Source organism: Blastococcus mobilis, from assembly GCF_900188025.1.
Lineage (GTDB): Bacteria > Actinomycetota > Actinomycetes > Mycobacteriales > Geodermatophilaceae > Blastococcus_B > Blastococcus_B mobilis.
Window position 1 is genome coordinate 24,536 of the sequence record NZ_FZNO01000026.1, and the last position, 26,272, is coordinate 50,807.

22 protein-coding genes and 2 pseudogenes are annotated in these 26,272 nt (G+C 72.4%); 10 read left to right on the forward strand and 14 right to left on the reverse strand.

Features of this window, described 5'->3' with window-relative positions:
* Positions 1 to 2 precede the first annotated feature (2 nt).
* Positions 3 to 1,337 (forward strand): hypothetical protein, encoded by a 1,335-nt coding sequence (locus CHB94_RS19615; protein ID WP_089338248.1) that lies wholly within the window; start codon positions 3 to 5, stop codon positions 1,335 to 1,337.
* On the opposite strand, the gene CHB94_RS19620 is transcribed toward CHB94_RS19615, so the two are convergent.
* From CHB94_RS19620 to CHB94_RS19645, 6 genes and pseudogenes are all read right to left on the reverse strand, one after another.
* Positions 1,331 to 2,164, reverse strand: a complete 834-nt coding sequence (locus CHB94_RS19620; protein WP_089338249.1) for a DUF5710 domain-containing protein — start codon at positions 2,162 to 2,164, stop codon at positions 1,331 to 1,333. The two genes, CHB94_RS19615 and CHB94_RS19620, sit on opposite strands and share 7 nt — an antisense overlap.
* 672 nt (positions 2,165 to 2,836) lie before the next feature.
* A complete protein-coding gene (locus tag CHB94_RS19630) occupies positions 2,837 to 3,166 on the reverse strand; it encodes a GNAT family N-acetyltransferase (RefSeq protein WP_089338251.1) in 330 nt (109 codons plus the stop codon).
* A gap of 199 nt (positions 3,167 to 3,365) precedes the next feature.
* The gene (locus tag CHB94_RS19635) at positions 3,366 to 5,057 is read right to left on the reverse strand and encodes a PHA/PHB synthase family protein (protein ID WP_254920788.1); all 1,692 of its coding nucleotides are present in this window, start codon (positions 5,055 to 5,057) and stop codon (positions 3,366 to 3,368) included.
* A 393-nt stretch (positions 5,058 to 5,450) separates the two neighbouring features.
* Positions 5,451 to 5,687 (reverse strand): hypothetical protein, encoded by a 237-nt coding sequence (locus tag CHB94_RS19640; protein ID WP_089338252.1) that lies wholly within the window; start codon positions 5,685 to 5,687, stop codon positions 5,451 to 5,453.
* Positions 5,688 to 5,719: 32 nt separating this feature from the next.
* Positions 5,720 to 5,908, reverse strand: a pseudogene (locus tag CHB94_RS26800) (DUF6518 family protein); the annotation flags it as partial.
* A 251-nt stretch (positions 5,909 to 6,159) separates the two neighbouring features.
* Positions 6,160 to 6,489: an STAS domain-containing protein gene (locus tag CHB94_RS19645; protein ID WP_089338253.1), complete on the reverse strand. Its 330-nt coding sequence runs from the start codon at positions 6,487 to 6,489 to the stop codon at positions 6,160 to 6,162.
* 2,112 nt (positions 6,490 to 8,601) lie between these two features.
* Between CHB94_RS19645 and CHB94_RS26325 the strand changes: the two genes are divergently transcribed.
* On the forward strand, positions 8,602 to 8,991 hold the full coding sequence (locus CHB94_RS26325) for a hypothetical protein (protein WP_254920789.1): 390 nt from the start codon (positions 8,602 to 8,604) through the stop codon (positions 8,989 to 8,991).
* A complete protein-coding gene (locus CHB94_RS19660) occupies positions 8,984 to 9,673 on the forward strand; it encodes a LuxR family transcriptional regulator (RefSeq protein ID WP_089338254.1) in 690 nt (229 codons plus the stop codon). The genes CHB94_RS26325 and CHB94_RS19660 overlap by 8 nt, the downstream gene beginning before the upstream one ends.
* A 227-nt stretch (positions 9,674 to 9,900) precedes the next feature.
* On the opposite strand, the gene CHB94_RS19665 is transcribed toward CHB94_RS19660, so the two are convergent.
* The 5 genes from CHB94_RS19665 to CHB94_RS19685 form a co-directional block, all read right to left on the reverse strand.
* The gene (locus CHB94_RS19665; protein ID WP_141137568.1) at positions 9,901 to 11,331 is read right to left on the reverse strand and encodes a hypothetical protein; all 1,431 of its coding nucleotides are present in this window, start codon (positions 11,329 to 11,331) and stop codon (positions 9,901 to 9,903) included.
* A gap of 84 nt (positions 11,332 to 11,415) precedes the next feature.
* On the reverse strand, positions 11,416 to 12,300 hold the full coding sequence (locus tag CHB94_RS19670) for a hypothetical protein (protein ID WP_089338256.1): 885 nt from the start codon (positions 12,298 to 12,300) through the stop codon (positions 11,416 to 11,418).
* Positions 12,301 to 12,987: 687 nt separating this feature from the next.
* Positions 12,988 to 13,797: a hypothetical protein gene (locus tag CHB94_RS19675; RefSeq protein WP_089338257.1), complete on the reverse strand. Its 810-nt coding sequence runs from the start codon at positions 13,795 to 13,797 to the stop codon at positions 12,988 to 12,990.
* Position 13,798: 1 nt separating this feature from the next.
* On the reverse strand, positions 13,799 to 14,230 hold the full coding sequence (locus CHB94_RS19680) for an S-adenosylmethionine decarboxylase (RefSeq protein WP_254920790.1): 432 nt from the start codon (positions 14,228 to 14,230) through the stop codon (positions 13,799 to 13,801).
* A 96-nt stretch (positions 14,231 to 14,326) separates the two neighbouring features.
* Positions 14,327 to 16,648, reverse strand: coding sequence for a putative bifunctional diguanylate cyclase/phosphodiesterase (locus CHB94_RS19685; RefSeq protein ID WP_254920791.1), 2,322 nt, complete (start codon positions 16,646 to 16,648; stop codon positions 14,327 to 14,329).
* A 1,237-nt stretch (positions 16,649 to 17,885) separates the two neighbouring features.
* Here CHB94_RS19685 and CHB94_RS25800 point away from each other — a divergent pair.
* The 6 genes and pseudogenes from CHB94_RS25800 to CHB94_RS19705 all read left to right on the forward strand — a co-directional run bounded on the left by CHB94_RS25800 (position 17,886) and on the right by CHB94_RS19705 (position 22,724).
* Positions 17,886 to 18,008 carry a hypothetical protein gene (locus CHB94_RS25800; protein ID WP_217899389.1) on the forward strand — a complete coding sequence of 41 codons (123 nt, stop codon included), beginning with the start codon at positions 17,886 to 17,888 and terminating at the stop codon, positions 18,006 to 18,008.
* 120 nt (positions 18,009 to 18,128) lie between these two features.
* Positions 18,129 to 18,554: pseudogene (gene thiD, locus CHB94_RS26805) on the forward strand (bifunctional hydroxymethylpyrimidine kinase/phosphomethylpyrimidine kinase); the annotation flags it as partial.
* Positions 18,555 to 18,673: 119 nt separating this feature from the next.
* Positions 18,674 to 18,961 (forward strand): bifunctional hydroxymethylpyrimidine kinase/phosphomethylpyrimidine kinase, encoded by a 288-nt coding sequence (locus CHB94_RS26810; RefSeq protein ID WP_497006394.1) that lies wholly within the window; start codon positions 18,674 to 18,676, stop codon positions 18,959 to 18,961.
* A gap of 637 nt (positions 18,962 to 19,598) precedes the next feature.
* Positions 19,599 to 20,186 (forward strand): hypothetical protein, encoded by a 588-nt coding sequence (locus CHB94_RS19695; RefSeq protein ID WP_089338259.1) that lies wholly within the window; start codon positions 19,599 to 19,601, stop codon positions 20,184 to 20,186.
* A 4-nt stretch (positions 20,187 to 20,190) separates the two neighbouring features.
* Positions 20,191 to 22,236: a sensor histidine kinase gene (locus CHB94_RS19700; RefSeq protein WP_089338260.1), complete on the forward strand. Its 2,046-nt coding sequence runs from the start codon at positions 20,191 to 20,193 to the stop codon at positions 22,234 to 22,236.
* A complete protein-coding gene (locus tag CHB94_RS19705; protein WP_089338279.1) occupies positions 22,146 to 22,724 on the forward strand; it encodes a response regulator transcription factor in 579 nt (192 codons plus the stop codon). The genes CHB94_RS19700 and CHB94_RS19705 overlap by 91 nt, the downstream gene beginning before the upstream one ends.
* A 444-nt stretch (positions 22,725 to 23,168) precedes the next feature.
* Here the strand turns inward: CHB94_RS19705 and CHB94_RS25370 are convergent, their stop codons facing one another.
* Complete coding sequence (locus CHB94_RS25370; RefSeq protein WP_176445657.1) at positions 23,169 to 23,339, reverse strand: hypothetical protein; 171 nt, start codon at positions 23,337 to 23,339, stop codon at positions 23,169 to 23,171.
* Between the two features lie 603 nt (positions 23,340 to 23,942).
* On the opposite strand from CHB94_RS25370, the gene CHB94_RS19715 reads away from it, so the two are divergent.
* Positions 23,943 to 24,350 (forward strand): hypothetical protein, encoded by a 408-nt coding sequence (locus tag CHB94_RS19715; protein ID WP_089338262.1) that lies wholly within the window; start codon positions 23,943 to 23,945, stop codon positions 24,348 to 24,350.
* A gap of 322 nt (positions 24,351 to 24,672) precedes the next feature.
* On the opposite strand, the gene CHB94_RS19720 is transcribed toward CHB94_RS19715, so the two are convergent.
* Together CHB94_RS19720 and CHB94_RS19730 are read right to left on the reverse strand one after the other, a co-directional pair.
* Positions 24,673 to 25,332 (reverse strand): hypothetical protein, encoded by a 660-nt coding sequence (locus tag CHB94_RS19720; RefSeq protein WP_089338263.1) that lies wholly within the window; start codon positions 25,330 to 25,332, stop codon positions 24,673 to 24,675.
* Positions 25,333 to 25,810: 478 nt separating this feature from the next.
* The gene (locus tag CHB94_RS19730) at positions 25,811 to 26,158 is read right to left on the reverse strand and encodes a hypothetical protein (protein ID WP_217899391.1); all 348 of its coding nucleotides are present in this window, start codon (positions 26,156 to 26,158) and stop codon (positions 25,811 to 25,813) included.
* Between the last annotated feature and the right edge of the window lie 114 nt (positions 26,159 to 26,272).

Here is a 26,272-nt window from a genome sequence, read left to right on the forward strand (position 1 = left end):
CCATGGCCACCAGCCTGCAGCAGCTGCTCGACGCGCTCACCGAACGCACCACGGCCTCGACCACCGTCGCGGCGATCGAGGACGTCACCGGAGCGCTGGCCCACCTCGGCCGCGCCCTCGCTGGCATGACCCAGGACGGGCTCACCGCTGGCGTCAGCCACCGGCAGCAAACCGCCGCCGAGCTGGCCGCGGCCTGCACGACGGTGGGCCGGCTGTGGCCGCGCACCGGCGGACCGCTGACCGACCTCGCCGGCGTCGCCGCCGACCTCATCGGCCGCGACCGCGCCACCATGGGTCGCGCCCACCGGTGGGCGGTCACCGTCGCACTCGCCGAAGCCGCCGACCACGGCGCCCGGCTGGCGCACCGGTTGCTGCCGCAGGCCGCGGTCGCCGAGCTGGCCGCCGTCCGCCGGATGGCCGCAGCCGTCGAGCGCGACGCCCAGGCCGACCCGCCGACGGCCAGCGGCGCGGCCGTCCTCGATCGCCTGGTACCCCGACCCGCCCGCCCCCGACGCGGCGAGGAGCCGACCGCCGTCGATGCCGCAGCGGCGCTCACCGCGGCGCTCGACCGAGCCCTGCGCACCGACGGCCTGGCCCTGCGGGACTTCCGCGCCGCCGTCGCCGCCGCCGAGATCGCCAGCGACTACGCCGCGTCCGTCGTCGCCGTTGCGGCGGGCGACGAAAGTATGCGGCCCCTGCTGGCGGCGGTCGCGTGGGAACTCGGCCGGATCAGCATGACCTTCGACGACGGTCACCAAGCCAGGCCCACCGACCCCCACGGCGTCGTCTCCTGGGCCCGCACCCTCGCCGACACGCTTCGCAACGACCTCGGTTCCCACGCCGACCTAAGCGCGCTCCGCGACCGTGCCGACCTCCCGCGCCTGACCCGCACGGTTCAACAGGTGACCAACCAGCTTCCCGTCCTCGCCGACCGACTCGCCGTCGCCGTCGACCGCTGGTCAAGGAACGGGCAGCTCTACGCCGCCGCCCGCGACCTGCCGCGCATGGACAACATGCCCGAAGACCGGGTCCGGGACGTCATCGCCGGCCGCCGAGTACAGGCCCGCGGCGCCGACCTCGACCGTCTCGGTCGCGCCCTCACCTCCGCCACTGCGCTGGCAAGCAGCCTGGCCGACGCCGTCAACCGCGCTGCGCCTGCCGAGCCTCAGAGCCAGCGCCACCTCGCCGGTCTCTACGCCGAGCGGGCCCGAGCGCCCGGCTCCGGCGAGCGACTGCTCAGCCACGCCGACAACGTGGCCCAGGCCATCGCACGATCCCGGTGTGCGCAAAGAATCAACCCCCCGGCGCCAGGCGGAGGCGGCCCTCCCTCCTACTGACCTGCGAGGGCTCCTCGAATACGTGCCCAGCGCGTCCGGCGGGGCGGCTCGGGACCTGGTCCCTCCTCGTCGTTGCATCGGTCAGCCGAGGCCGTGTGACCAGCACTCTCACGTACGCCCCCCGCAGCCGAGAGTGACAGCCCGACCGCCAGGCGCGCTGTGCTCTCCTCACTCCGACGCCCGGGGGCAGGGAGCTCGACTGCCTTGATTCCGGCGTTCGTCAGAATGCTGAGGTCGAGCCGCCACTCATGAGCCGACCGCATCTCCCATAGTGCGAATGCCCGGTCGATGTGGGCGTCAGACTCGCCGGCCGACCAGCCGTTGACCGCCCGAAGGTGGGCCTTCGCCTCGGCGGAGGCGCCGGTGACCTCGGCGAAGCCGAAGTGTGTCGCCCGGTGGCACGACCAGCACAGCGCGATCAGACGCCGCAGCGTCTGGGTGAAGCTGTCCTCGTCGTACTCCCAGCGCTCATGGGCCTCGAGGCGCTGGCGGTCACGCCCGCGCGGAACGCCGCAGACCTCGCAGCGGTGACCGGCCCGCCGGTAGACCATGGACCGGAGCGCGTCCCACTGAGCTGCGTCGACGCAGCTGCGGACGTTGGTGAACCAGCAGGTCGACGGCACGAGGTCGACGAACAGGCCTTGGCCGAAGCCGCGGTCCTCCCCGGGCAAGAGCTCGGGTATCCGGGATTCCCAGCGCGCGAGCTTCGGTAGCAGTGCCACGTGGGGCGCGTACCAGCGGCGCACGTCGGGCTCCCATCGGGCGCCGGCGGCCTTGGCGGCGTCCTTCTCGGCGTATGGCACATCGAGCCACAAGCGCTCGGGCATCGAGACTCCCGTTTTGCTCGGGAGCGCTGACTATGCAGCCAGGTACCGACATGACCGTGGGCCGCACGCGCGCCGTGGTGTCGCGGTGGATGCCAGGGAGGTCGCGGCTAACCCATGAGATGCCGATACGACGCCGGAGACGGCCAAGGCGACCGGTAGGACCCGCGGCCCAAGCGCGCAACTCACCTGCGGCGGCCGTCACCCTTGGGCACCCGCTACCGGTCTGCCCCGATAGCCGATCCTTGCGGTGATTCCCCGCTGTACCGATCGAGACGTTCTGGGCTTCCGGTGGCGGTTCGAGCTATGAGATGGGACCGCGCGGGTCGGACGTCCGCTCAGGCAAGAGAACCGAACACGTCGGTCACGCTGATCGCTTCGTCGCTGTCGAAGTTGCCCAAGCCGTCGAGGACCTCGAGCAGGCAGCGCTCTTCGTAGCGGAAGTGGTCCCCATGACGGCTTCTATGCCGTCGAGGCGGCGCAGCTTCTCCTCGGTCGTCGCCTTCTGGTCCATGGCCCCCTGCAAAGCTCCGATCACCGACCTCACCGCCCCGTGACCGCGGACCCGGGTCTCACGTCAGGGAGGCGGCGCTCAACGAAGCCGGTACCCAGCGGCCAGCGTGCCCAGATGGTCCGCGCCGTCGTCCCGCGGGCGGCCGGTCCCTGGATCGGGTTTCAGGCTCGGTCCGGCTGGGCGGGCGGCAGCCCGAACAGCGACCGGTCGGCGGCGGCGACCAGGTCGAGCTCGGCGGGATGGGCGCGCAGGACGTGGCGGACGAAGGGACAGTAGGGCTGCAGCCGCAGCCGGCGCTGGCGGGCGGCGATCAAGACACCCCGGATCAGGATGGTGCCCAGCCCCCGGCCGTGCCTGCTCGGGTCGACCTCGGTGTAGGGCAGGGTCATGGCGTCGTCGGCCACGTGATAGCTGGCCCAGCCGAGGACCTCATCGTCGATCCGCAGCTGGAAGCGGGCGAGGTCGGGACGGTCGACCACGGTGATCCTCATGACCTGCTGCTCCTGTCCGCCGGGAAGCCTGGCTGGGCGTGCGGGGCGGTCACCGAGCCGGTGCGGCCACCGGCACAGTGCGGGGCGAGCGCCGGAAATGCGCGGCCGTCCCGCGGCTGCCGCCCGACTGCCGCTGCGCCGGCTGACGCTGGCGAGGGCGTCGCCGCGTTGGGGACCGGCCCTCCGCGGAGAGGGCGGGTCAGGCGGGCGGCCGGTCGAGGACGTAGGAACCGGGTGCGGGCTGCAGCGGCGGATGGAGGCCGCTGCCGAGCTGGGCGGGCGCGGGCACCTGGTCGCCGGAGCGCGCGATGGTCCACGGCGCCCAGGCCTGCCACCAGCTGCCGGTGTGTCGTTCGGCCGCGGCCCGCCAGTCTTCTGGGTCCGGCTCCGGGGCCCCGCCGGTCCAGTAGCAGGCCCTCGGGTTACCCGGCGGGGTGATGAGGCTCTGGAGGTGGCCGCCGGAGCTGAGCAGGAAGGTGGCGGGGCCCGACAGCAGCTGGGTGGTCCGGTAGCAGCCGGTCCACGGCGTGAGCTGGTCGTCGGCCGCGGCGAGGACGAGCGTGGGCAGCGTGATCTCGCCCAGGTCCACCGGGGTGCCGAGCACCGTCAGCGCGCCGGGCCGGAGGAGGCTGTTGTCCCGGAAGATCTGCAGGAACTGCGCGTGCAGCGCGGCCGGCAGGTTGGTGCCGTCGGCGTACCAGGCCAGGAGGTCCGACGCCGGCGGGTCCTCGCCCATCAGCCACTGGTGCACCAGGGAGTGAAACACCAGCTCGTCGGGGTGTATCCAGCTGAAGGCCGACTGCATCGTCCGCGCGGGGATCACCCCGCGCGGCCGGGAGACGCGCCGGCCGGCGCCGAGACGGCGCCCCGCGAACGCGGCGATCGGCGCCGGTGCGGCGAAGTCCAGCAGGGTGGCGGCGTAGCCGGCGCTGTGCACGCTGTGGTCGGCGATCGCGGCCAGGTGGGTGAGCAGCGTGGTCAGCAGGATTCCGCCGGCGCAGAAGCCCATCGTGTTTACGTCCGGCGAACCGGTGATCTCCCGGGCCACCCCGATCGCGCGGCGGATGCGCTCGGCGTAGGTGTCGAGGGTCCAGCCGGCGTGCTGCCGGGTCGGGTTGCGCCAGCTGATCAGGAACACCTGCAGCCCCTGGCCGACGGCGTACTCGGTGAAGCTGCGCCCGGGCCGCAGGTCCAGGAAGTAGAAGCGGCCGATCGGCGGCGGCACGATCACCAGCGGCCGCTGCCGCACCTGCTGCGTCGACGGCTTGTACTGCAGAAGTTCGACGACGTCGTCCCGGTACACCACCGCCCCCCGGGTCGCCCCCAGGTTCCGGCCGACGGCGAACTCCGCACGGTCGGTGTGCGCGGGCAACCCACCGTGGTGCCGCAGATCCTCGACCAGGTGTCCCATGCCCTGCAGGACGCTGCGGCCGCCGGTGTCGATCGCCCGCCGTAGCGCTGCCGGATTGCCCAGCAGCGTGTTGGTCGGCGCCATGCCGCCGGTCAGCGCGTGCAGCGCGAACCGGGCCCGCTCGACCGCGTGCCAGTCGGCGCCCTCGGCCTCGTACTGGTCGACCATTCGGGCCAGCGACGAACCCCACGCCAGATAGGCCTGGCCCAGCCGCCGGTAGCCGGGGTGCTCGCGCCACGCCGGATCGGTGAAGCGCTCGTCGTGCTCCGACGGCGCCAGCCGGTCGGTGCCCCGCAGGATCGCGGCGAAGTCCCGGCCGAGACGGACGGTCTCCCGGGCCAGAGGGCGCGGCCGGGCCATGGCGCGGACCAGGCCGCCGGCGACGCCGCGGGCGGAGGGGAGAGCGACGACCTCGGCCGCCTCCGGCGGAGGGACCGGCTGGGGAGCTCGCTCGTCGGGGGAAGCGACGGACGCAGACACAGGGCCTCCTGGTCTCGGATGGCGGACGCTATCGAGTTCTCGACACCGTCAACAGGGCGCTTCGATTCCGTTCCGGCACGTGACCGTCACACGTGACAGGTGGTCGGCGCGGCCATTGCCGCGAGGGTTCGGTTCACCACGCATGGTTCCGGCCGCCGCCGCAGGAGCAGACCGAGGAGCTTCTCGCGACTTTCCGGCGGCCGGGGTGGGCGAGGCCGCAACAGTGGGCCATGACCGTGCAGGTGGGCCATGAGCGAGGACGGCGCATCCCGACGCGAGTCCGGGCCGGTGATCGAGGCTGTGGCCACGTCCGGGGCCGACCTCGACCAACCCGAGCGCCCCATCCCGTCGAGCGCCCCATCCCGCTCTCGACGACGATCCAGGCCGACCTGATCACCGACCAGCTGGTAGGAGCCGGGGACCGGCCGAGGTCGTCAAGAGGAGCGGACTTCGCTCTCCCGAGCAGCTGCCGCTGAAGAGCAGTTGCTCGAGCAGGTCCGGTGCCGAGACGAGCGCGAGACCGAGCAGTGCCATGGGGAGCGCCCAGGCGGCGACCGCCGCGAGCTGGCGGGATGAGCGGATGGCCACCCCGAGGACGACCAGGGCGGCGAACACGGTGAAGGCGACCACGACCGGGGCGTCTGCGGGGTAGTTGGCCAGCGCCGGTAGGCGTCGGCCCCCAGTAGGCCGATGACTGCGGCCGTGACGACGGCACCCCGGCGGCCCGGGCGCCCGACCCAGGAGAAGGCGGCGCCCACAACCTTGCCGGCAACCACGGCCAGGACGACCCAGGTGGTGATCTGCGCGCTGTTCAGGGAGTACGGCATCCCGGGATAGTCAATGCCGTACATGATCTTCCTGCCGCCGTAGAAGGCCGGCACCGCGGGCGATCAGCGCCGGGCGCCCCGGAAGCACCGCCTGCCGGAGCGTTCACGCAGGGCGGCCTGCAGACCGAGATCGGAGGAGGTTTCGACCCGGTGGACCCGGTCGGGGCGAGGTCAACCGACCCTTCACCAAGCCGACCATGCTGACAGTAAGCAGGTCCGACCAGCCGTTGACCGCCAGCTCGGCAGCGAGGTGCCGGGCGAGGTCCTCGCGTCGCTCAGGCGGCAGGCTGGAACAGCCCGGTGGCGCCGGCGATCTGCATGACACGGTGCGCGGGCCGAGTGACGCCGCGCAGCACCGGCAGCCGACCGGCCTGCCGGCCGGGGTGGGTCTGGCGGATCAGGAAGCTCAGCCCCGCCGAGGACAGAAACGTGACCCCGGCCAGGTCGACCGCAGTGATCAGCGGCGCGGCCGGATGCTTTTCCCGGAACGCGTCGACCACCTCGGCGTCGATCTCCCCGGACATCCGCAGCACCCGCTGGTCGTCCTCGACCTCGACGCTGATGAAACCGGGGAGAGACTTACCCGCGCACCGCAGTTCCGGCATGCCCCGATAGTGCCTGGCCGCCCACCAACAATCAATACAGATCGGAACTCTTTCCATACCGAGCGTGACGAGTTGGCACAGCCGACGGTGGCCACAACGTGAGCCTCGGACCGCGAGGGACACCGAGGGGACACGACGACGGCGAGGCGAAGCCGGCACCTCAAGCGGTCCGCGCCAGCCGTCACTTCAGGTGCTGACCCGCCTTCGCATCGTCAGTCACGTCGTGGAGTCGGTGTAGGGCCTGCGGGCATCGCGGTTTGAACTTCTTTACCTCGACGCACGCCAGGGACCCGACGAACTACCGGGCGGCGTCGGCCGCGTCCCCCTGCGCCGGACTCAGCTGCGGTCGCCGACTCCGTCCGGCCCTGCCCGTTTCGCCGCGGCTGTTGTTGGCGGGGGTCGTGCTGCTGGTGGTGGTCATCTGGACCCTCCCGGTACCGGAGCCGAAACCGGATCGGGAGGGACCACGGAACAGGGTGTCCTGCCACCCATTCCCCCGGCCCGTCCGGCACAGAGCTCTGCTCCGGGGCCGGGAGCGACGGCGGGGGAGGACCGGACCAAGACTGCTTCCGCAGCGCAGCGCCCGCAGGGCGGAAGGATCTTGGTCCGGTCGGGAGGAGACGGCGCGGGAGGCCCCTACGCTGAGCTGCCGGACGGGTCGGGGGACCAGCGAGCACAGCCCGCTGCAGGCGGACCTTGACGACGGCGCAGCCGGCGCCACGCGCAGCGTGGCCCGAAGGTGCTCCTGGCCTGCCCCACCGGCCCCGGCGCGACGACGTGGGCGGCGCGGCCACCGGGTCAGGGAACCTCGATCACCCGACCCCTCGCGGAGGCCCCTGGCGGACCGATCACCGGCCCCGCGGTCTCGCCGTGCTCCGGGTGCGGTGTCGAGCGCCATGAGCCGAGCCTGGCCAGGTCAGCGCTCGCCCGACGGAGGAACCACCTGCACCACGAACCGCACGCTGAGGCCGATGGTGTCCCGCTCGGCCCCCTGACGCTCGCCCTTGCGAGCGAGTCGTTCGGGGTCCGCGAAGGCTGTTCGGTGAGCACAGCACCGTGGGGGGGCTCGGCGCCGGAATGCCGCCCGCACCTGCGGGACCGTGCGGGCTCAGTCTCAGGCTCGCCGGGTGCGAGGTCTGGCAGCAGGTGGCGGGTGCCTGGCAGGTCAGCAGCGGACCTCCAGTGGTTCTCCAGTCCGTGTGGGCGCTGGTCGCGCGGCTGTCGCCGGCCTACCGGAGAACGGCTGCAGAAGCGCGGGCGGCTCAGGCCGGTCAGCAGCCCGTGCCGCGGAGTAGGGCCGGGCAGCGGCCGGAGAACAACTGAAGCAGGCCCCGGGAGCCTGCTTATCGGGACGGATCGAATCCCGCTGGGCCGCGCGTTGCGATGCGGCGTGCTGGGCGGGCGCCCGTCGATGCTGTTCTCCAAGCGCGGAGGTGCGCGACCGTGACTGACGACGATGTTCGAACGGCGGCGGCCGAGCTGCTGACTTTGGCGGAGGCGGCGCCGTTCTGCGCACTCCGGTGGCCACCCTGCGCTATGGCGGCACTTGGGCGTCGGGCCCGATGGCTTCCGCCTCGGCCGCCGCGTCGTGTACCGGCGCGAGGACATCAACCGACTGGGTTGGCAACCGAGCAACAAGCCCAGTCCCCGCGGCGATAGCCCCCGCCTCCGGAGAGCGGGGCGACGTGGAATGGCCGTCGTTGCTTCGGGCTCCGGGCACACGGTGAGGTCTTGTCGCCAGCCCCGGCTGTGGACAACGACGGCCATCCACAGAAGCCGAACAGGACGGGCTCCGGCAGGCGCCGGAACGGCGACGCTGCTTCCACGCACGGAGAGGAGGAGCGATGGGATGGATGGGCCCGGTCGTGGACGGCCAGGAGCACGAGGGCTGGGTGGTGCCGGTGTTCGCCGACGGCGCGCAGGGCGCCGGCGCCAGCAGCGCCCGCGGTGTGCTGGTGGCCCGCCGGCCCGACGACGGGCCGGGCAACGGCGACCGGGTGCGGCTGACCTACCGCGACGGCTCCACCGCCGAGGGCGTCTGGCAGGACGGCACGGTCATCGGTGGCGACGGGATCGTGCCCTCCCACAGCGGCGGCCAGGACCCGCCTGGAGGTGATCGACCAGGCGGAGCAGTGGCGCCCCGATGCCGCGGTCGTCGGCTGGGCCGCCGGCTGCACCTGCGGCTGGCGCGGCACCCCCTGGACCCGCGTACCAGCGGAGCTGGCCGACCCCGCGGCGCGGCGACTGGCCACCGCCGGCCCGTGGGCCGATCTGGAGGCCGCCGAAGAGCACCGGGTGATGACCGAATGGCGCCGCCACATCGCCGGATGGCAAGCCCTCGAGGACGTCGAGGCGGCCGCCGCCCGGCAGGCCGCCGCCGCCCGCGCGCTGGACCAGGCGGTGCGCGCCGCACTCGCCGCCGGGGCCTCGTGGGCCGACATCGGCCGGGTCACCGGCCTGACCGGCCGGTCGGCCGCCGAGCGGTGGTCCGCCCGTGGCTGAGCAGGCGACCGGCCGCCCCGGAGCGAGCGACGAAACCCCGGTAGGGCAGCGCACCGTGCTCGTCGTCGACCTCGACGGCGAGCCGCTGGCGCCGCTGCGCGCCCTGGAGGAAATCCTGCTGTGCCTGGGCACCTGGGAGGACGACGACCGGCAGGGTCCGGGCACCGACACCGAGCCGCTGCGGGTGTCGGCGCCGCTGGCCGGTCGGGTCGCCCTCGCCGCCGCGCAGCGCCTGCTCACCGCTCTGGCGCCCACCCAGTCCCGGGGACCCGGGTGCGGCCGGCTGCTCGCCCCGGACGGCCGCTACGAGCACGCGCCGCTGACCGCGCTCACCCTGCCCGCCGCCGACATCAACGTCCTCTCCGCCACCGCGGACGCACTCGGCCACCCTCGGCTGAACGCCAACATCGCCGAGCTGGTCGACGACCACGCCGAGCAGCTCGGCGGCGGCTACCGCCGGACCGACCGCACAGACCTGGTCTCGCTCCTCGCACGGCTGGCCGGCCTGCTCGACCTCGCCCCCAGCGACGACACCCGCCTGCTCACCGCCCGGCTGCGGGCCACCCCGCCCGGCACCGACTGCGTGCTGACCGACGCCGAGGAAGCCGCCCACGCCCGCACCGCCGACCGCATGAACCACATGTGGGCGCACGGCTCCGGCATCGACCGCTACCTCTACTGAACCCGCGGCCGCCCGGGCCGCCGCCCGGGACCGCTGCTGTGAGCATCTGGCGCACCGGTCACAGCGGGCTTGACCCCGCTGTGATCTCGGCTGCCCCAGGGTGCTTCTCCGGGTCGGCGACACGTCGCGTGAAGGTCCGGCCTGGCCGCCGAGGTGTGGGGCGGGTGTGGCCGGCACGCCGGTGGCCCGGGCGCCGTAGCGACGTCCGGGCCACCGACGTGCAGGAACTACCGCGGGTCGGTCCACAGCCGGCCGCGGGAGGCCGCGAGCAGCAGGGCCGCCAGCAATCCCGCGGCACCGGCTGCGACCGGGGCGGCCGCGCTGTGCCGGTCGAGGGTGGACGCGGCCTGCGTGGCCAGCGACTGCCCCGCACAGGGATCCCAGGCCGAACCGTCCCCGGTCGGCGCACCAGCCGGCTGGGGACCGCTCATGGGACCGGCTTCCGCGCGGGCACCACCAGGGGTGGTGTCGCCGGTGGAGCCGCCCGTGGCGTCGGTGCACTCGTGCCCGCAACCGGCCGCCCCCTCGGCGGTGCCGGTCCCGGTGCCAGAGGTGGTCCCGTCACCGCCGGCGTTCGGCGTCGCGGTCCCATCCTCCGGCTGGGTTCCGTCATCGGCGCCGGCACCACCGGTCCCGGTGCCGTCATCGGTGCCGGTGCCGGTGCCGGTACCGGGCAGGGCGCCCGCGTCCAGCGGCAGGCTGATGCCAATGACGTTGTCGTCCCGCGTGCCCTCACCGTCGCCGTCGATGCTGACAACGGCCACCGTGCCGGCGCTCTCACCGTCGCCCCCCAGCAGATCGGCGAGGTCCACATCGACGGTGTTGCCGGTGAGCGCACCGTCAGCGCCCGTGCCGGTGCGGTCGCCGAGTTCGGGGACCAGGTTGCCGAGGTCGACGGGCAGGCTTTCTGTCGGCTCGCCGTCCACGGAGGGGTGCCGCCCGGCCGAGCCGTCCTCGAGGAGGTCACCGACGTGAATGTTCACGTCGTTGTCCGACAGCAGCGCTCCGCCGGCGCCCGGCACCGGCACGTCCACCGTGCTGGGGGCATCGCCGTCGAGGCTGACCGGCACCTCCAGCACGGTGTCCCGGGCGGTCGCCCCGCTGTCCCCGATCGTGACCGTGTCGGCCAGGTCCAGGACGAGCCCAGCGTCGGTCGGTCCGGAGGTGACCGGGCCGTCGAGGTCGACGTGGACCTCACCGCCGGTCAGCGGATCGCCGTCCAGCACGCCCCCGACGTTCCCGGTGACGATCGGCGCGGTCACCGTCGTCCCGGCCGAACCACCACCGGAGGTGTTCATCGGCACGGTGACGGTCAGCCCATCGGCCGGATCCGGAGCCCGGTCCTCGGCCTCGGTGACCCGGACCGGCGCACTCAGCCCGCCGGTCCCCGCATCATCGTGGACGGTCGTTCCTGGCGCGGTGTCGGTGTCGACCGGCAGCCGCAGCCCGTCCTCGGCGCCGACGGCCAGGTCCTGCCCCGTTCCGGTCACGACGGGCGCCTCGGCGACGGCACCGTCCTGCACCGGCACAGTGGCGGTGACGCCGAGCAGGTCGGCGGTCAAGTCGTTCTCGTCGGCGGCGGCGACGCCCACACCGGCGGCCAGGAAGCCACCGGTGAGCAGCGCCGTCCGCAAGCCGCGCTTCACCCATCCATTCATCGTTGCTCTCTCCTGAAAGTCCCGAGTGCGGCCCTCGACGGGCCGATGACATGCCGTGCCGGCACCAGACCGGCCGGGCCACACTCAGTCCGGGGAGAAGCAGGGATCGGCAGCGCTGCCCACAGGAACGTGAGCCCCGGCCGCCGGGCAGATCCCCGCGGCCGCAAGCTCGGCGTCCAACGGCGTGTGCGTGAGGTCGGCGGGCATCGGATCCGAGCCGTTCGAGGCGCCCGCGGCGACCCCGCCGCCGGTGGAGGGAACGGCCGGCACCGGAACCGGCAGGGGCCAGGCGGGCGCGGAGGCCGGCGCGCCCGCCTTCGCCGCCACGGTGGACGGGTCGGCCCCGAAGGCCGCTGCCGCGGCGGTGGTCGCCCTCGGCGACACGGGACCGAGGGCGGTGTCGCCGGGTGTGACCTGGGGCGCTGAGACGGCGCTGTCGCTGACGACCGGGCCGGCGATCTCGGTTCGCTCACCCGCGGGGGCCGGGACGGTCGCCGCAAGGAGGACCCCTCGGGCCGGGGCGAAGATGGCTTCCCGGACCGAGGCGAGGATGGCGTCCCGGATCGGTGCGACGACCGGCCGCGCAACGTCGCGGACGGCGTCGGTGACCGGTGCGGCAACCGGACGCACCATCTCAGCGACCGGCGTGGTCACGGCACCGACCGAGTCAGTGACCGGTGCGGCCGCGGCAGTGGCAGCGGCAGCGGCAGTCTCGGGTACCGCGACCGCCGTACCGGCAACCTGATGAACCGCCTCGGCGACAGGCAGGGCCGGCGACGGGGCGAGTGCGTCAACGGTCTGTGCCGCCGTCCCCCACAGGCTCTCGCGGGGAGTGACCTCCTCCGCCGACGCGACTGACGTCCCCGCGAGCCAGAGGCCGATGCCGAGCCCGGTGAGGACGGTGCTACGGCACGCCCAACGGCGAAGCCGGCGGCGCGGGGGCGCGGTGACGGCCACGTGTTCGCTCATCGCCGCCCCTCGCTCTACGGGTTCACCCAGTCACTTCAGGTTAGAACCCGGCTTGAGAGGGTGGCGACCGCAGACGGTTGGCCCGTTCGGGTGGTCTCTGCCGGCGCTGGTCACCGACTGTGAGGACAGAGCGAGCGCAGGTTCTGGTGCGACTGGGAGCGGGACGTCGGTGAGGAAGGCGCGGACGGTGTCCAGGTAGGTGTCCGGGAGGTCCTGGTAGCTGTCGTGTCTACCGCGGAGGTAGATCAGCCGCGCCTCGGGCAGGGTCTCGAGGTAGGTGACGGCGGACGACCAGTCTGGTAGTCGCAGGATCCCTGACCACCAGTGCGGGGACGGGGAGGCCGGCGAGCCGGAAACGCAGGTCGGGCAGAGATGGGGCGGGTGGCCGACTGCGGATACTGCAGCCGGTAGAACCGGGTGCCGCTGGGCGGCCGTGCGAGAGCTTGTCCGGAGCAGTGCAGGGCGGGCTCGCCGCGTCCTCGGGCAGGTCCCCGGCGGCCAGGAGTCCCACCACGGCACCACCGCCTCGTAGACGTGCCGACCCATTACCCATGTGTCGGCGGGCCGGTTAGAAGGTGGTTACCTCATCACAGGGAAGTCGTCCCGGGGATGGGATACCAAAGTGTCCAGGGTTTCCCCGTCAAGGCCGGCAGCCAGTCAGCCACCCAGCTGTCCGCTGACGTGCCCTCAGGTACTCGGGTCCGGCGAGCTGACCAGAGTGCCCGTGCGGCGATGTGTGGGTGGCTTCCACGCGGACCTGTCCCGTCCCACGGGTGGCCGGTCCGGCTGGTCGCATGGTGGGACCCGGGGGAGGGAACCGCCGCGGCCGGGAAGCAGATCGGCCGGGTCCAGGACGATCGAGCGGAAGATGCCGTCGATCACGGCGGGGGCGAGGTCGGGCCGGCGGGTCCGGATGCTCTCCGCGACGGATGACATGACCATCACACACGGCGTGCTGGCGGGTGAGCCCAGGTAGTACTGGGAGGTGGCTCCGGCCATTGGGGTCCACGGCATGCCCATCGCCCGCACCACCCGGAGGATCCGGTCGTCCAGGACGGTGACCAGGCCCTCGACGCCGCAGTTCAGGGAGTACTGGTGGACGCCGTGGCACAGCGCGACGATGACCTCGGCACCGGCTGCGCCGCTGCGGAAGCGCCGGTCCACCGCCAGGCTCGCGACGTCCCAGACCGGCCGGCTGGAGAGACCCGCCGCCCTGAGGCTGTTCACCACGTCCAGATGCCAGGGCTCGCCCGCCACGTCGACCAGCGTCTTCACCGGGGCGGTGGCGTCGGGGAGGATCAATCGAGCGACACCGAGGGCCGAACCGCCCTCTTCGTCGATCACCGTGACGAAGCGCGACCGCCCCTGGTAGTGGCCGTACTCCTGTTCCATCACCTCCGGCGTGTTGCCGAACGCCTGCAGGAACACCCGTGCCTCGACCGCCCGTGCGGCGTCCCGCTCGGCTGAGGAGTGGGCGACGAGGAGACGGAGCGGCACCTCAGAAGGACTTCGCGACGACGGTGTCCGCGTCGAGGAACGCGCGGGTGAAGGACACGGCGGTGTCCACGTCGAACGCCTTGCACGTGTACATGTCCACCGAGAAGAACAGCTGCGGCCGCTCCCAGGCGTAGAAGTGGGCCCCCGACGTTTCCCAGTGGATCCAGCCGGCCCAGCCGTACAGGTCCGAGCGGTGCGTCACCGGCTCGATCAGTTGCACCATGTCAACCTCGCGGGATAGTGCCGAGAGGTACGCCCGGATCTCCGTGGCGCCGACGGGACGGGCGGGGATGCCTTCGATGACCAGCCGCTGACGGACGATCTCGGGAGCGAGGTCGCGCCAGTCGTAGGGCCCTGCGGCGCGGGACCCGCCATCGGGGCCTTCGAGGCGGCGAGGGTGGAGGCGTTCACTCGCGGGCGAGGACGGCGTCACGTACGCAGCGTACCGGGAGGATAACGGAGAGCCTCGGCACGAGGCGTGAGTCACGGCGGGGGCACCGGACGGGATCCGGGACGTCCCGCCGTCGGGTCAGGCCGGAGCGGCGCCCCGGCTGAGCCGGGGGACCAGCGTCTCGTCGACCAGCGCGGAGTCGGCGGCGACCAGCCACCGCAGGAACTCCTCGACCGGCATGGGGTGGGCGATCGCGTAGCCCTGGGCGACGTCGCAACCGAGGCGGGCCAGCGTGGCGCTCGTCGCGACGGTCTCAACGCCCTCGGCTACCAGGCGCAGACCGAGGTCGTGGGCGAGCGCGACGGTGTGCTGCACGATGGCCGCCGCGCGGGGATCGCGATCGACATCAGCCGTCAGACTCTGGTCGAGCTTGAGCTCGTCGGCGGGCAGGTGCCGCAAGTAGGCCAGTGAGCTGTACCCGGTGCCGTAGTCGTCGATCGACGTCCGGACCCCGATCCGGCGCAGATCGGCGAGCACCGTCCGGCCGCGCTCCGGATCGGCCATGAGGGTGTCCTCGACCAGCTCCAGGGTCAGCGCCAGCGCCGGCAGCCCGTGCCGACGGAGCGCTGCCGCGACCTTGTCCGGCAGGTCCAGGTCGGTCACGTTGGCCGCCGAGAGGTTCACCGAGACCGGCACCTTGTGGTCCGCCCACCAGCGGCCGGCCGCCGCGAGCGCCAGCTCGAGGACCCGGTCGGTCAGCGGCCGCAGCAGTCCGGCCTGCTCGGCGGCGGGCAGCAGGTGACCGGGAGAGAGCAGCCCCCGGGTGGGGTGGTGCCAGCGGACCAGGGCCTCGGCCCCCACAATGCCGCCGTGGCGCAGGTCCATCTGTGGCTGCAGGAAGACGGCGAGCTCGTCCTCGGCGAGCGCGGTCCGGAGCTCCTCCATGGTCCGCAGCCGGTCGCTGCCGGCGGTCCCCGTGACGGGGTCGGGGACGTAGACGTGCACCCCCTCCCGTGCGCTCTTGGCGGTATACATGGCGACGTCCGCGCAGTGCAGCAGCTCCTCCACCGTGGCCGCCGGGGCCGGGGTGGTGGAGACGCCGATGCTGACGCCGACGTGCAGCCGGACGCCGGTCACGGTGAACGGCTCGAGCAGCAGCTCGCGCAGCCGGTCGGCGAGGGCCTGCGCGTCCTGGACCCCCGCGGCCGGCAGCAGGACGGCGAACTCGTCGCCACCGAGCCGGGCCAGCATGTCGTCAGCGCGCAGCGAGCCGCGCAGCCGCGGGCCGATCTGGCGCAGCAGGTCGTCACCGGCACGGTGCCCCAGGCTGTCGTTGACTTCCTTGAACCCGTCGAGGTCGAGCAGAAGGAGTGCCGCAGGGCAGCTCGCGGTGGCCGCGGCGACGACCCGCTGGGCCCGCTCGAGCAGCGCACGGCGATTGGCGAGGCCGGTGAGCTCGTCGGTCCGGGACTCCTGCTTGACCTGGTTGAACCCGCGGACCTCGTGGAAGGTCACGGCGATGCGCGCGATGCCGGCCAGCACGCAGCCGATGGCCAGCCAGGCGGAGATGGCCGGCATCGGGGGGGACCAGCCCGGGCTCAGGACGACGAGACTGGCCACGATGCAGACCAGCGGCACGGCCAGCAACCGCGAGCCGATGCGGGAGCCGCTGCGGTCGACCGGCGCGGGGCGGTTGCGCGCCCCCGACGCCGCGGCCGCGGCGCAGACCACGCACGCCAGCCAGCCCAGCTCCAGCGGCCCGCCGTCGACGTACGTGCCGTGGACCTTCCAGACGAACAGGATGATGTCCGAGGCGCAGATGAAGCACAGCCCCAAGAGCACCGTGAAGAGGGTGCGGTCCAGGCGGGCCCCGAGGATGGAGCCGACAACCATGAGCACGGCGATGAGCAGGACGGTTGTTGTCGGGGCCACCAGGTCGACGGCCGCCACCGCCGTCTCACCGGGGGCCGGGTAGAGGTGGGGGCCCAGCACGAACGCGACCCCGGCAGCGAGGCTGCCGAGCGCAGCGATGACCCCGTCGAGCCACATGCTGGGGTGGAACCGGGGCACGCGAGCGCGGATCAACCCGACGACGTGCACGTAGAGGATGAGATAGCCGGCCACGAGGATGACGGTGGACAGCGCTGACGGCGGTTCATTGCCCTGGAGGCCGGCGGAGAGCACGCGCAGGGCGTTGCCGATCGCACCCAGCGTCAACGAGACGCCGAGGGCGGCCCAGGCGATCCGCTCGGTCCGCACCCGGCGCGCCGCCGCCAAGCACGCCCAGGCGGCGGTCAGGTAGGGCAGGTTGAAGAGGACGACGTCGTACGCCCGGTCCCACGCCGCGCCGTCGGGACGATCCCCGATGCCGGTGGCGAACAGCCCGGCCAGGCCGATGGTCAGAAACAGCGCGCGGACCGGACGCCGCTGCGCGGTCGCCGGATGTCCATGCTCTGCCACGATCCAGACATCGACTTCTGGCTCAGGCATGCGTAGCCAATTCCGCCTGATCTCACCGGAACGGGTTAAGCCTGGATGCACGGCGATCGCCGCAGGCATCCGCCTCGTCGCCTCACCGTGCGACGTCGCCGGCGCAGGCGTGCCCCGAAACTGGTGTCCCTGATGCCGCCGTGATCGCCGTCGGGGCCGCGGCGGTGGCCATCAGCCCCAGAAAGTCGTCCCCATGCGCTCGGCTGCTTCCTTGGCCAGCGCGACCAGGACGCGGCCTTAAGGTATCCGTGGTCGTCGCATCTGCGCGTGCCGGAGCAGCTTCACGACGACCCGGGGGTGGGCGCCCTCGGCGAGGAGCAGCGTCGCCGAGGTGTGCCGGCCGTCGCGCAGGCGGACCTCCGCACGCCGGCGTCCTGCAGCCCGGTCTTCAGGCTCGCCAGTCCGACTTGCGTTCGTCCGAGCCGCTGATGCACGGTTTACGCCGGTAGATCCCGCCACGACCCACCGGCAGACCGTCACCGCATGGCCCAGACTCTGGCGCACATGACGGGAGGTCGTTGTCCACAAGGCCGGTGGCGGAGCGGGTTTCTCCTGCCCGCGCTGTAGAACTCGGTCGTCACGGGCCCGGCCCGCATGGGGCCAGATCACTGCGGAGCGACTCGAGGACCCCAGGCTGGGTTTACCGCAGGCTGGAGGGAAACCGGAGGCATCTGCCACTGGGACAGCGGGCAACCCGCCGTCCAGCGCCCTGTCGTCGCGGTCGTCTGTGGGAGCCGTCGACACACCCCGACCCGGGCGTCACCGGCATCGCCGGGGTCTTCCCTTCTGGGCCGGCGTCTGCGACCGGCCCGGCCCGCCCCGGCTCCGCCCGAACAGGGACGGTCACTGGCACACCCTGTGACACTCACTCGAACGGTCACGAATCCCTTCGCGACTGCCGATAGAGGGATTCATGACGTGCAACGTTGCACGGGCTGGCACGACTGCTCCCGGCTTGGCGACCGCATCAAGGGGCCGACACCGAGCACCTGCGCCCGACGCGGTGGACGAACTGGTCGACACCGTGGCCGTCTGGTCGACACCGTGGCCGTCTCGCCGCACTCCCTTGCGTACGGTCGGCATGCCGCCCGACCAGCCGAGTATCCGCGGCTCAGGCCTCCGGCCAGACCTCAGCCAGAGCCGCAAGAGGTGCAGGCGCTCGTCCCGGAGCCCGGTGCTGCGGGCGCGCCGGGAGCGCTGTGACCACGTGATGATCTCCCCCGTCTTCCCCACCCCGTCCAAACCCGGCTACGGCCCGCCCCTGAGCCTGGATGAGCTCGCCGCACCGATCCCGACGGCACCCCCGGCCTACGCCCTCGGCGGCATCTAGCCCGCCGACGTCGGCGGCTGCCTGGCCGCCAGCGCCCGCGGGGTCGCCGTCATGGGCCCCGGTCATGCGCGACCCGGAAATTGTCGCCGATTACCTCGCCGCACTGCAGGAGACGGCCACATGACCCCGCCCGTGGCGCTGACCATCGCCGGCTCCGACTCCAGCGGAGGCGCCGGCATCCAGGCCGACTCCAAGACCTTCCAAGCCCTCGGCGTCTTCGGCGCCACGGCGATCACCGCCCTCACCGCCCAGAACACCCAAGGAGTGCGCGGCATCCATCCGGTGCCCGCCGACTTCGTCACCGCCCAAATCCACGCCGTCCTCGACGACCTACCCGTGGTGAAGACCGGAATGCTCGCCACCGCCGAGATCGTCACAGCTGTCGCCGAGCTGGCCGCGACCGGCCGACTGCCCCAGCTCGTCATCGACCCGGTCATGGTGGCCTCCAGCGGCGACCGGCTGCTGGAACCACTGGCCGAACGCCTCTACCTGCAGGCCCTGCTCCCCCACGCGGCCGTGATCACCCTCAACCTCCGCGAGGCCGAGGTGCTACTCGGCACTGCCATCGACACGCTGGACGACCAGCGCGAACCGGCCAGCGCCCTCGGCCCGCCGCCGTCGTCGTCAAGGGCGGCCACGCCAGCAGCGACCGCCCGGAGCAGGCCATCGACATCGTGTGGGACGGCACCTCGCTGCACGAACTACGGGCGGACAGGATCGACACTGTCAACAACCACGGCACCGGCTGCACCTTCGCCTCCGCCACTGCCGCGCTTCTCGCCAGGGGCGGCAGCGTGCAGGACGCGCTCGCGGCCGCCAAGTCCTTCGTCACCCGGGCCGTCGCCGGCAGCGCCACCTGGCGGCTCGGCCACGGGCACGGCGCCCTCGACCACTCCGGCGCCAGCTGGCCCGTGCATGCCTCGCGCTCCCGTTGCGCGATTGCCGCGGCATAGCGGTGCCACGGCAGGGCCGAACCCCGGAGCCCGCCCCGAAGCGAGTCCGGGCTGGAAGGAATCCCGTCGCCCGCTTCCTCGCAACTCAGGCCGATTAAGGGACAGTTCGATGCGCACCGCTGTCACCTTGCCGGCCGTTCCGCAGAAGGAAGGTCCACCGGCGACGCCGACTGGTGGCAGACCCCGCTGTGGCAGTACGCCGTCTTCTACAGCCGGGCGCGGGCGAGCGGCTGGCGGTGTCGGTGGAGGAGATCTCCCGGCGGGTCGCCGCCCGGCAAGGCTTTGAAGCGACCCCCCGTCAGGCGGAGCTGAAAGTCGACCCGACCGGCAATCACGTGGAAGCGGCCAGGGGTCAGTTGCAGGCGTCGTCGACAGCGCGCCGACGGCGAGTCGTCGCCCAGCCGTGCGGCATCCGGGTCTTGGCAGAGCACGCGCTTTGCCGGCAAGGCCAAAGTGGCAGGGGTCGGCGACTCGTCTCACCCATGCCAGTCTCCCGGACGCTGACCGCTGGGCGCCCGCAGGACCGTTGCTGGTCAGGGCAGTGCAGCAAGCGGGTGCGCCATCCCGATCATTTTTCCTGGGCCTATGGGGTGCTGTTCCCTGGTCACCCGGGAAAGCTCGGACAGAGGCTCTCCGCATGACACGTATCTGGGGCGCCTTCGCCCGCATCCCCGTCCCTGTCATCGTCGCGTTGCTGGTCGTCGGTGGCGCGCTAATCCCGGTGCACGAGGCAGTTGTGGAATCTCTGTACGGCGACGGACGCCAGGAGTGGCCGCAGTGGCTCGGCCGCGTCACCGTGCTGTGGTATTGGGCCTTCCTTCCGACGGCTGTGCTGGCGCTGTGGGCGCGGCGCCGGATGCACCAAGGGTCCACCGGGCATGTCGGTGCCTGGCTGAATTTCATCGGTGGCCCGCTGCAGTACGCCGTGGTCACCCTCGGTGCGGTGTTCCAGGGATTGCTCGGGCGCGGTGACCTGCCGACCGGGTTCATGGCGGTCGAGTGGCTTGGCTACCTCATCATGCCCGGGATCGTCCTGGCCGGGATTGCAATGCTGCGAGACCCCGGGCTGCCCCGCTGGCAGGGGGCCCTGGTCGTGATCCTCGCCCCGGCCGCCTGGCTGCCATTCGGTGGGCTCGCGGTGGGTGCGGCACTGGCCGGGTTGCTGCTCACCGCGGGTCGGCGGCACCCCTCCCTGGACAGCGCGGTGCCCGCGCCCTCACCCTGAGCCCGTGCGGACGCTCGCCGCTGCTGCCGCGGCCGCGACGGTGCTGGGTGTAGCCCTGCTCGTCGCGGCGGACGGCGCGGCCGCCAGCATGAGCTGGGGCCTGGCACAGAACGTGATCGTCGCCCTCGCCCTGGTCGGCGTCGGGAACCTCCTCGCGCGGCGGCCGGAAGGGCGCCGGATCGGCCTGCTGCTCTTGGTCACGGGGACCGCGATGGCGCTGTCGCTCATGGCCGGCGGCTGGGCCGCCGTCGACGGCCCGGGCGGGGAACTCGTCGGGTGGGCGGCGGATGGTTGGCTCTGGGCATTCAGCGTCGTCCCGTTGACGACCGTGCTCTTCGCAGTCTTCCCCGACGGTCGAGCGCCGACGCCGCGGTGGCGCCCGGTGGTCTGGCTGGGCTGGGCGGCCACGCTGGGTCTCGCCGTCGGCTCGGCGGTCGGTTCGGACATGCTTGCGGCGGCGGCCGGAGGAGTGATGTGGACGGCAGCTGGCATCGGCGGGCTGGCGGCGCTGGCCGTCCGGTGGCACGGCGCGCAGGGGATCGCACGGCAGCAGCTGAAGTACCTACTCCTAGCGGGGCTGCTGGTGCTCATCCTCTACTCGGTCGCCGATGTCCTGCCCTACCACGTGCGCCAGGCAGCATTTCTCGCCATCCCGCTGTTGCTGCTGGGCGCGGTGGCCCTCGCGGTCGTGCGGTACCGCCTCTACGACATCGACCTGGTGATCCGGCGGACGACGGTGTTCGTCGGGGTCGCGGTCCTCGTCTTTGCGACCTACCTCGGGGTGGCCGCCGCCTTCGGCGCGACGAGGTCCGAGCGGGCTGCGCTGATCGCCGCCGTCGTCGTAGCGGCTGTCGCCGAGCCGGCGCGCCGTCGTCTGAGTCGGGCTACGACTCGGCTGCTTTTCGGCCACCGCGACGAGCCCCTCGCGGCGCTGGCGTTATTGCGCGACCGGTTGCGGGACGCCGCGGACGACGCACAGCTAGGGGCGTCGGTCACGACCGCCGTGACGCGGCTGATGCGGACGCGAACGGTGGCCCTGTACCTGCTCGCCGACGGCGAGATCCGGGAGGCGGCCCGAGTTGGGGAGCCGGACCACGAAGCCGTCCAGCTGCCGCTCGTGCACCAGTCGGAGCTGCTGGGCAGACTCGCAGTCGGGCTTCGCCAGCCCGGAGTCCCCTTCGGTCGCGACGACATGCTGCTGCTGATCGAGCTGAGCCACCAGGTGGCGGCGGCAGCGCACGCCGTCCGCCTGCGCGCGGAGCTACGGTTGGTCGCCGACCGGGCGCAGCGGGCCGCTGCGGTCGAACGCGAACGGCTGCACCGGGATCTGCATGACCGGCTGGGCCCGATCTTGGTGGGCACCGGCCTGGCGGTCGACGGTCTGCGCCGCTCCGCCGATGACCTTGGTGACGCGGCGCGGGGACTGGACGAGATCGCGGCCCAGTTGCGCGCGGCCTCGGGAGAGGTGCGCCGGATCATCGACCGGATCCAACCCGCCGCGCTGCTTCAACTCGGTCTCCTCGACGCCGTCCGCGAACACCTTCAGCGGCTGGGCCGCCTGCCGGAGGCCCCGTCGTTCACACTTCTGGGCCACGACGTGCAGCGGCTGCCTCCGGTCGTCGCGGAGGCGGCCTACTTCCTGGTGCTGGAGGCGGTGACGAACGTGGTGCGCCACGCCTCGGCAACGCGCGCAACCGTGCGGTTCGTTCGTGCCGGCGATGTCCTCGCTGTCGAGGTGACAGATGACGGCGCCGGACTGCCACAACCCTACGTCGCCGGCGTCGGCATCGGCTCGATGCGGCGCCGCGCCCTGGAAGCTGGTGGCACCTGCACCGTCGAGCCCGGGCCGGAACGCGGAACCCGCGTCCGAGCCGAGTTCCGTCTGGAGGAGGCTCTGTGGCCGACGCCCGCGCCATCCGAGTCGTCGTCGCCGACGACCATTCCGTCTTCCGTCTCGGTATGCGCCGCCTCCTCGACGCCGTTCCCGGCATCGAAGTCGTCGGTGAAGCCGCCGATGGCGAGGCGGTCGTCGCCGCAGCCGTCGAGTTGAACCCAGACGTGGTCGTCATGGACCTGGACATGCCGGGCGGAGGAGGCATTGCGGCGACCGAGCGGATCCTTCGCACCGCTCCCCGAGTCCGGATCCTCGTGCTCACGATGCACGCGGTCTCCACACGGGTCGGCGAGGCCGTTCGCGCCGGCGCGCGCGGCTACATCGTCAAGGACGCGCCGCCCCAGGACATCCTGCGCGCCATCGAGGCGGTACACGCCAACCAGGCCATCTTCGATCCCGCGATCACCGAAGCGCTCATCGAACCCGGCCGAAACCCTCGCCGTCCCCTATTCCCGCAGCTCACCGAGCGGGAATTCGACGTGCTGGAAGGGATGTCCGACGGAGCCACCAACGACGCCATCGCCCTCCAGTTGGGGATCAGCGTCAAGACGGTACAGAACCACGTCTCCAGCGTGCTCCTGAAGCTGGGCGTGGCCAGCCGCGCCGCCGCGGTCGCCCTCGCCCGCGATGCCGGCATCAGCTGACCATCGCAGCGGCTCGGACGCCGCCACCGAGAGGAGCTGGCGGCCGACCGCAAGCGGCTCGGCCAGGTCCTTGCCGCCGCCGATCCCACCATCGCCGACCTGGAGGCACCGCCACGCTCGAGGACGAGGAGTCCCTTCACCGGTCTCACCCGCCGCGTGCACGCCGTGAGCGAAGCCCTCACGTCCCGCTACAGCGTGGGCGTGCACGAGCACTTCGCCGGCTCCACGGCAGCCACCGCCGGCTGGACCCGCGACGACCACGAACGGGCAGCCGACCAAAGGGCGCAACCTGCTGCGCCAGCTCTTTGCGCACGGAGGCGGGAGCCGCTCCAGCGAGGACCAGGTACTCGACCTCATGGCCGAGCTGTGTGGGCACACACCCTCGTCGCTAGGGGATCGGTGAGCGGGCGGGAGCTCACCGGCCGCCGGTTGCCGATGGGCGTATCAGGCAGGCTCGGGCACACCGCCGGTGTCGCCGCCGGGATCATCAGGTGTCGATTCGATCGGCGCGGGCGGAAGGGGCTCCGGTGCGTCCGGGAGCAGCTCGGCCGGATCGTTGGGCACCGGCTCATTCGGATCGATGATCGGATCCGGTTCTGGGAGGGGCTCGACCATGCGATGAGTCAACCAGCGCATCGTGCCGATTGCCGATCCCGGTGCGGGTGTGGTCCTGGCTGGGCAACACCGCCGACTCCGCGCTGATCCGCCAGGCCAAGGCCGACCTGCGGGAATGGAACCTGGGCCGGGTCGTCTGGGTCGGCGACCGGGGGTTCACCTCCGCGGCCAACCGAGCCGACCTGCGCCGCGGCGGGCACGCCTACATCCTCGGGGAGAAGCTGCGCTCGGGGTCGGTGGAGGCCACCGCGGCGCTGGCCCGGCCCGGCCGCCACGCCACGGTCGCCGGCAACCTGCAGGTCGAGGAAGTCAAGATCGCCGAGGGTGAACGCTTCATCGTCTGCTTCAACCCCGACCAGGCCGGTCGTGACACCGCTCTGCGCGAGGTGATAAGCGGCAAGCTGGAGGCGCTGATCCGCGGCTCCGACGCCCTGTCGGCCACCAAGCGGCCGAGCTTGCCGGGCGGATCAGCGCCTCCCCCGGCCCCCTACCGCTACCTGCGCGGCACCCCGGCCGGGCTGCTGCGCGTGGACCGGGCCAAGGCCGTCGCCGAGGCCAAGCTGGACGGCAAGTACCTGCTGCGCTGCTCCGACCCGTCGATGAGTGCCGCCGACATCGCGCTGGGCTACAAGCAGCTCATCGCACGTCGAACGCGGCTGGCGGGACCTGAAGACCCACCTGGAGCTACGGCCGGTCTACCACCGCCTGGAGCACCGCATCCGCGCCCACGTGCTGCTGTGCTGGCTGGCCCTGCTGCTGGTCCGCATCGTCGAGATCCGCACCGGGCGTACCTGGACCGACGTCCGCGACGACCTGCAAGACCTGCACGTCGGGGTGTTCACTGGCCCGGTCGGCACCTTCACCCAGACCAGCACTCCCACCCCCGGCGCCCGCGACGCCCTCACCGCCCTCGGCGTTCCACCGCCGAAGAAGATCCTCGACCTACGCCTGCGGCCCCCGCCGAACTGGCCGACGACGCCCCCCACCAGCGAGGACCTCGCCGTGAGCTGACCGGCGGCCCGGCCAGCCGGGACCCGCGGGCCCACGCTGCCTTGTGACACGCCCCGTCACCGGCGGAACCTAGAACCCGCAGGTCAACGTATGGATTCACGCCACCAGGCGATCCCTCAGCTGTGGAACCCGAGCCCTCGGCACCCGGGGTCGTGGCCCGGGACGTGCTCGACTCCACGGGACGAGCGATCACAACGGCGATGGCAACGCCGATCCACCGGGTCTGCTCGGCGCGGACCTGCAGCGGAGGAGGCCCCCGGGATCCGGCGACGGAAGGCCCGGTCAGTACAGCCGCCCGCCCGGGTGTACCGACCGGTGCGGTTCAAACGGTCTCGGGAACCCGCAGGTCGGCAAGGACGAGGTCGAACTCGGCGACTTCCAGGATCTCCGGGCCTATCTTCCGCGCGAACTCCTCGCGCCGTGTCGTGAACAGACCCATCTTCCGCGCGAACTCCTCGCGCAGTGTCGTGAACTGGTCCCGGGTGTGATCCATCGCCCCGCGGCTCTCGAAGACGACGGACCCCGCGCAATGTCCCGTCCGACGGTCGACCAGGAGGCTGTTGCTGCAGAAGCCCTGGATCTCCTCCCACGACGGCATCAGGCTCGACTTGTAGGCATCAATCATCCCCTCGAGGTTCCCCGGGTCGGCGCGAACCCAGGTCACCCGGGCGCAGGTCCCGTCCCCCATCCGGGACCGGTGGAGGACGGCGATCTCCCACTCCTGTACCTCGGGCTCGCCACCGAAGATCTGCACCATGCGCTCGCGCATCGGGTGGACGCGGTCCGCGCTGGCCCGCATCGATAGCTCGTCGCCCCAGGCCGACGTGGCGATACAGCGGCCGGTCTCACGATCCGCGAGCATCGACAGGCCGATGAAGCCGTTCATCTCCTGCAACTGCGGCAGGATCTCGTCGCGCATGTGGGCGACGGCGTCCTCGAGTCTCGTGGCGTTGCCGCGGATGGTGGTGGATCGGGCGTACATGCCACCGCTCCTCTCTGCTGCTGGCGACGGCGCCCCTGCGACACTGTCGCGCCGCTCACTGTCCTCGTCTCGCGGTGGAGAGAACAGGCCCGCGTGGAGTGTCGATGACGGACGCCGGCCCGGCAGCCACGATCCCGACAGTTCCCCGCGGGCCCGGATGAACTGTCACTGGGATCGGGCGAGCCGCGGAAGACAGAGCCGCGCCCGCATCGTCGCGGCGGAGCCGGGCGGCGGCCCGACCCGCGACCAGTACCTCGGCCAGGTCTCGCCGTCCGCCGGCCTGTGCACCGACAGTCCGGTGGTCGCCGTCCACGCCGCGCAGGCGGCCTCGTACCGCTGCACGGGCCGGCGACCCACCCACAGTGCTCCTCGGTGCCGGCGACGGAGACCGGGCCGTCCCACCAGTCTCGAGGATCGAAGCGACGCAGCTCGTCGGGGATCGTGCCGGCCCCGGCGCTCCTCGGCAGCGCACGACGCATCAGGCTCCGCCGACGCTGTAGACGCCGCGGACGCCGGTGCGCCGCTGCGGTCGGCCCGGTGGCCGGCGGACGCCGACGTTGTCGTCGGGCAGGCGAAGCGCGCTGATCAGCCGGGCGAGGGCGATGCGCTGCTGGCGGGCCTCGACCGCGGCCGGGTGAGCGCGGAGCCCCCGGGGGCTGTCGATCGTGGGGACGTCGCGGCGGACCTCGTGGTCGAGCAGGTCGACGGTGCGTACGGCTTCGGCGAGCAGGGCGCTCGTGTTCGTCCAGCTCGTAGCGGTCGACGACGCTGTCCCACAACCGGCGGCCGGGGGGGCAGGCCAGCGGGGCGGCCTGGTCTCGCTCAAGGATCGCCTTGCGGGACAGGGGGGACAGGGCTGAGGTCGTCAGTGACTCAGCCGTGAAGCGCCTAGCCCATAGCGCCCTAACCGGTCGTGAGCAGCAGACCTGCGTTAGCGTCC

Coding starts and splice junctions, on each gene's coding strand:
- CHB94_RS19720 (WP_089338263.1), bottom strand. CDS start 25,332: ATGTACGCCCGATCCACCACCATCCGCGGCAACGCCACGAGACTCGAG.
- CHB94_RS19630 (WP_089338251.1), bottom strand. CDS start 3,166: ATGAGGATCACCGTGGTCGACCGTCCCGACCTCGCCCGCTTCCAGCTG.
- CHB94_RS19620 (WP_089338249.1), bottom strand. CDS start 2,164: ATGCCCGAGCGCTTGTGGCTCGATGTGCCATACGCCGAGAAGGACGCC.
- CHB94_RS19695 (WP_089338259.1), top strand. CDS start 19,599: ATGACACGTATCTGGGGCGCCTTCGCCCGCATCCCCGTCCCTGTCATC.
- CHB94_RS19645 (WP_089338253.1), bottom strand. CDS start 6,489: ATGCCGGAACTGCGGTGCGCGGGTAAGTCTCTCCCCGGTTTCATCAGC.
- CHB94_RS19705 (WP_089338279.1), top strand. CDS start 22,146: ATGCGCCGCCTCCTCGACGCCGTTCCCGGCATCGAAGTCGTCGGTGAA.
- CHB94_RS19670 (WP_089338256.1), bottom strand. CDS start 12,300: ATGAGCGAACACGTGGCCGTCACCGCGCCCCCGCGCCGCCGGCTTCGC.
- CHB94_RS19615 (WP_089338248.1), top strand. CDS start 3: ATGGCCACCAGCCTGCAGCAGCTGCTCGACGCGCTCACCGAACGCACC.
- CHB94_RS19665 (WP_141137568.1), bottom strand. CDS start 11,331: ATGAATGGATGGGTGAAGCGCGGCTTGCGGACGGCGCTGCTCACCGGT.
- CHB94_RS25370 (WP_176445657.1), bottom strand. CDS start 23,339: ATGGTCGAGCCCCTCCCAGAACCGGATCCGATCATCGATCCGAATGAG.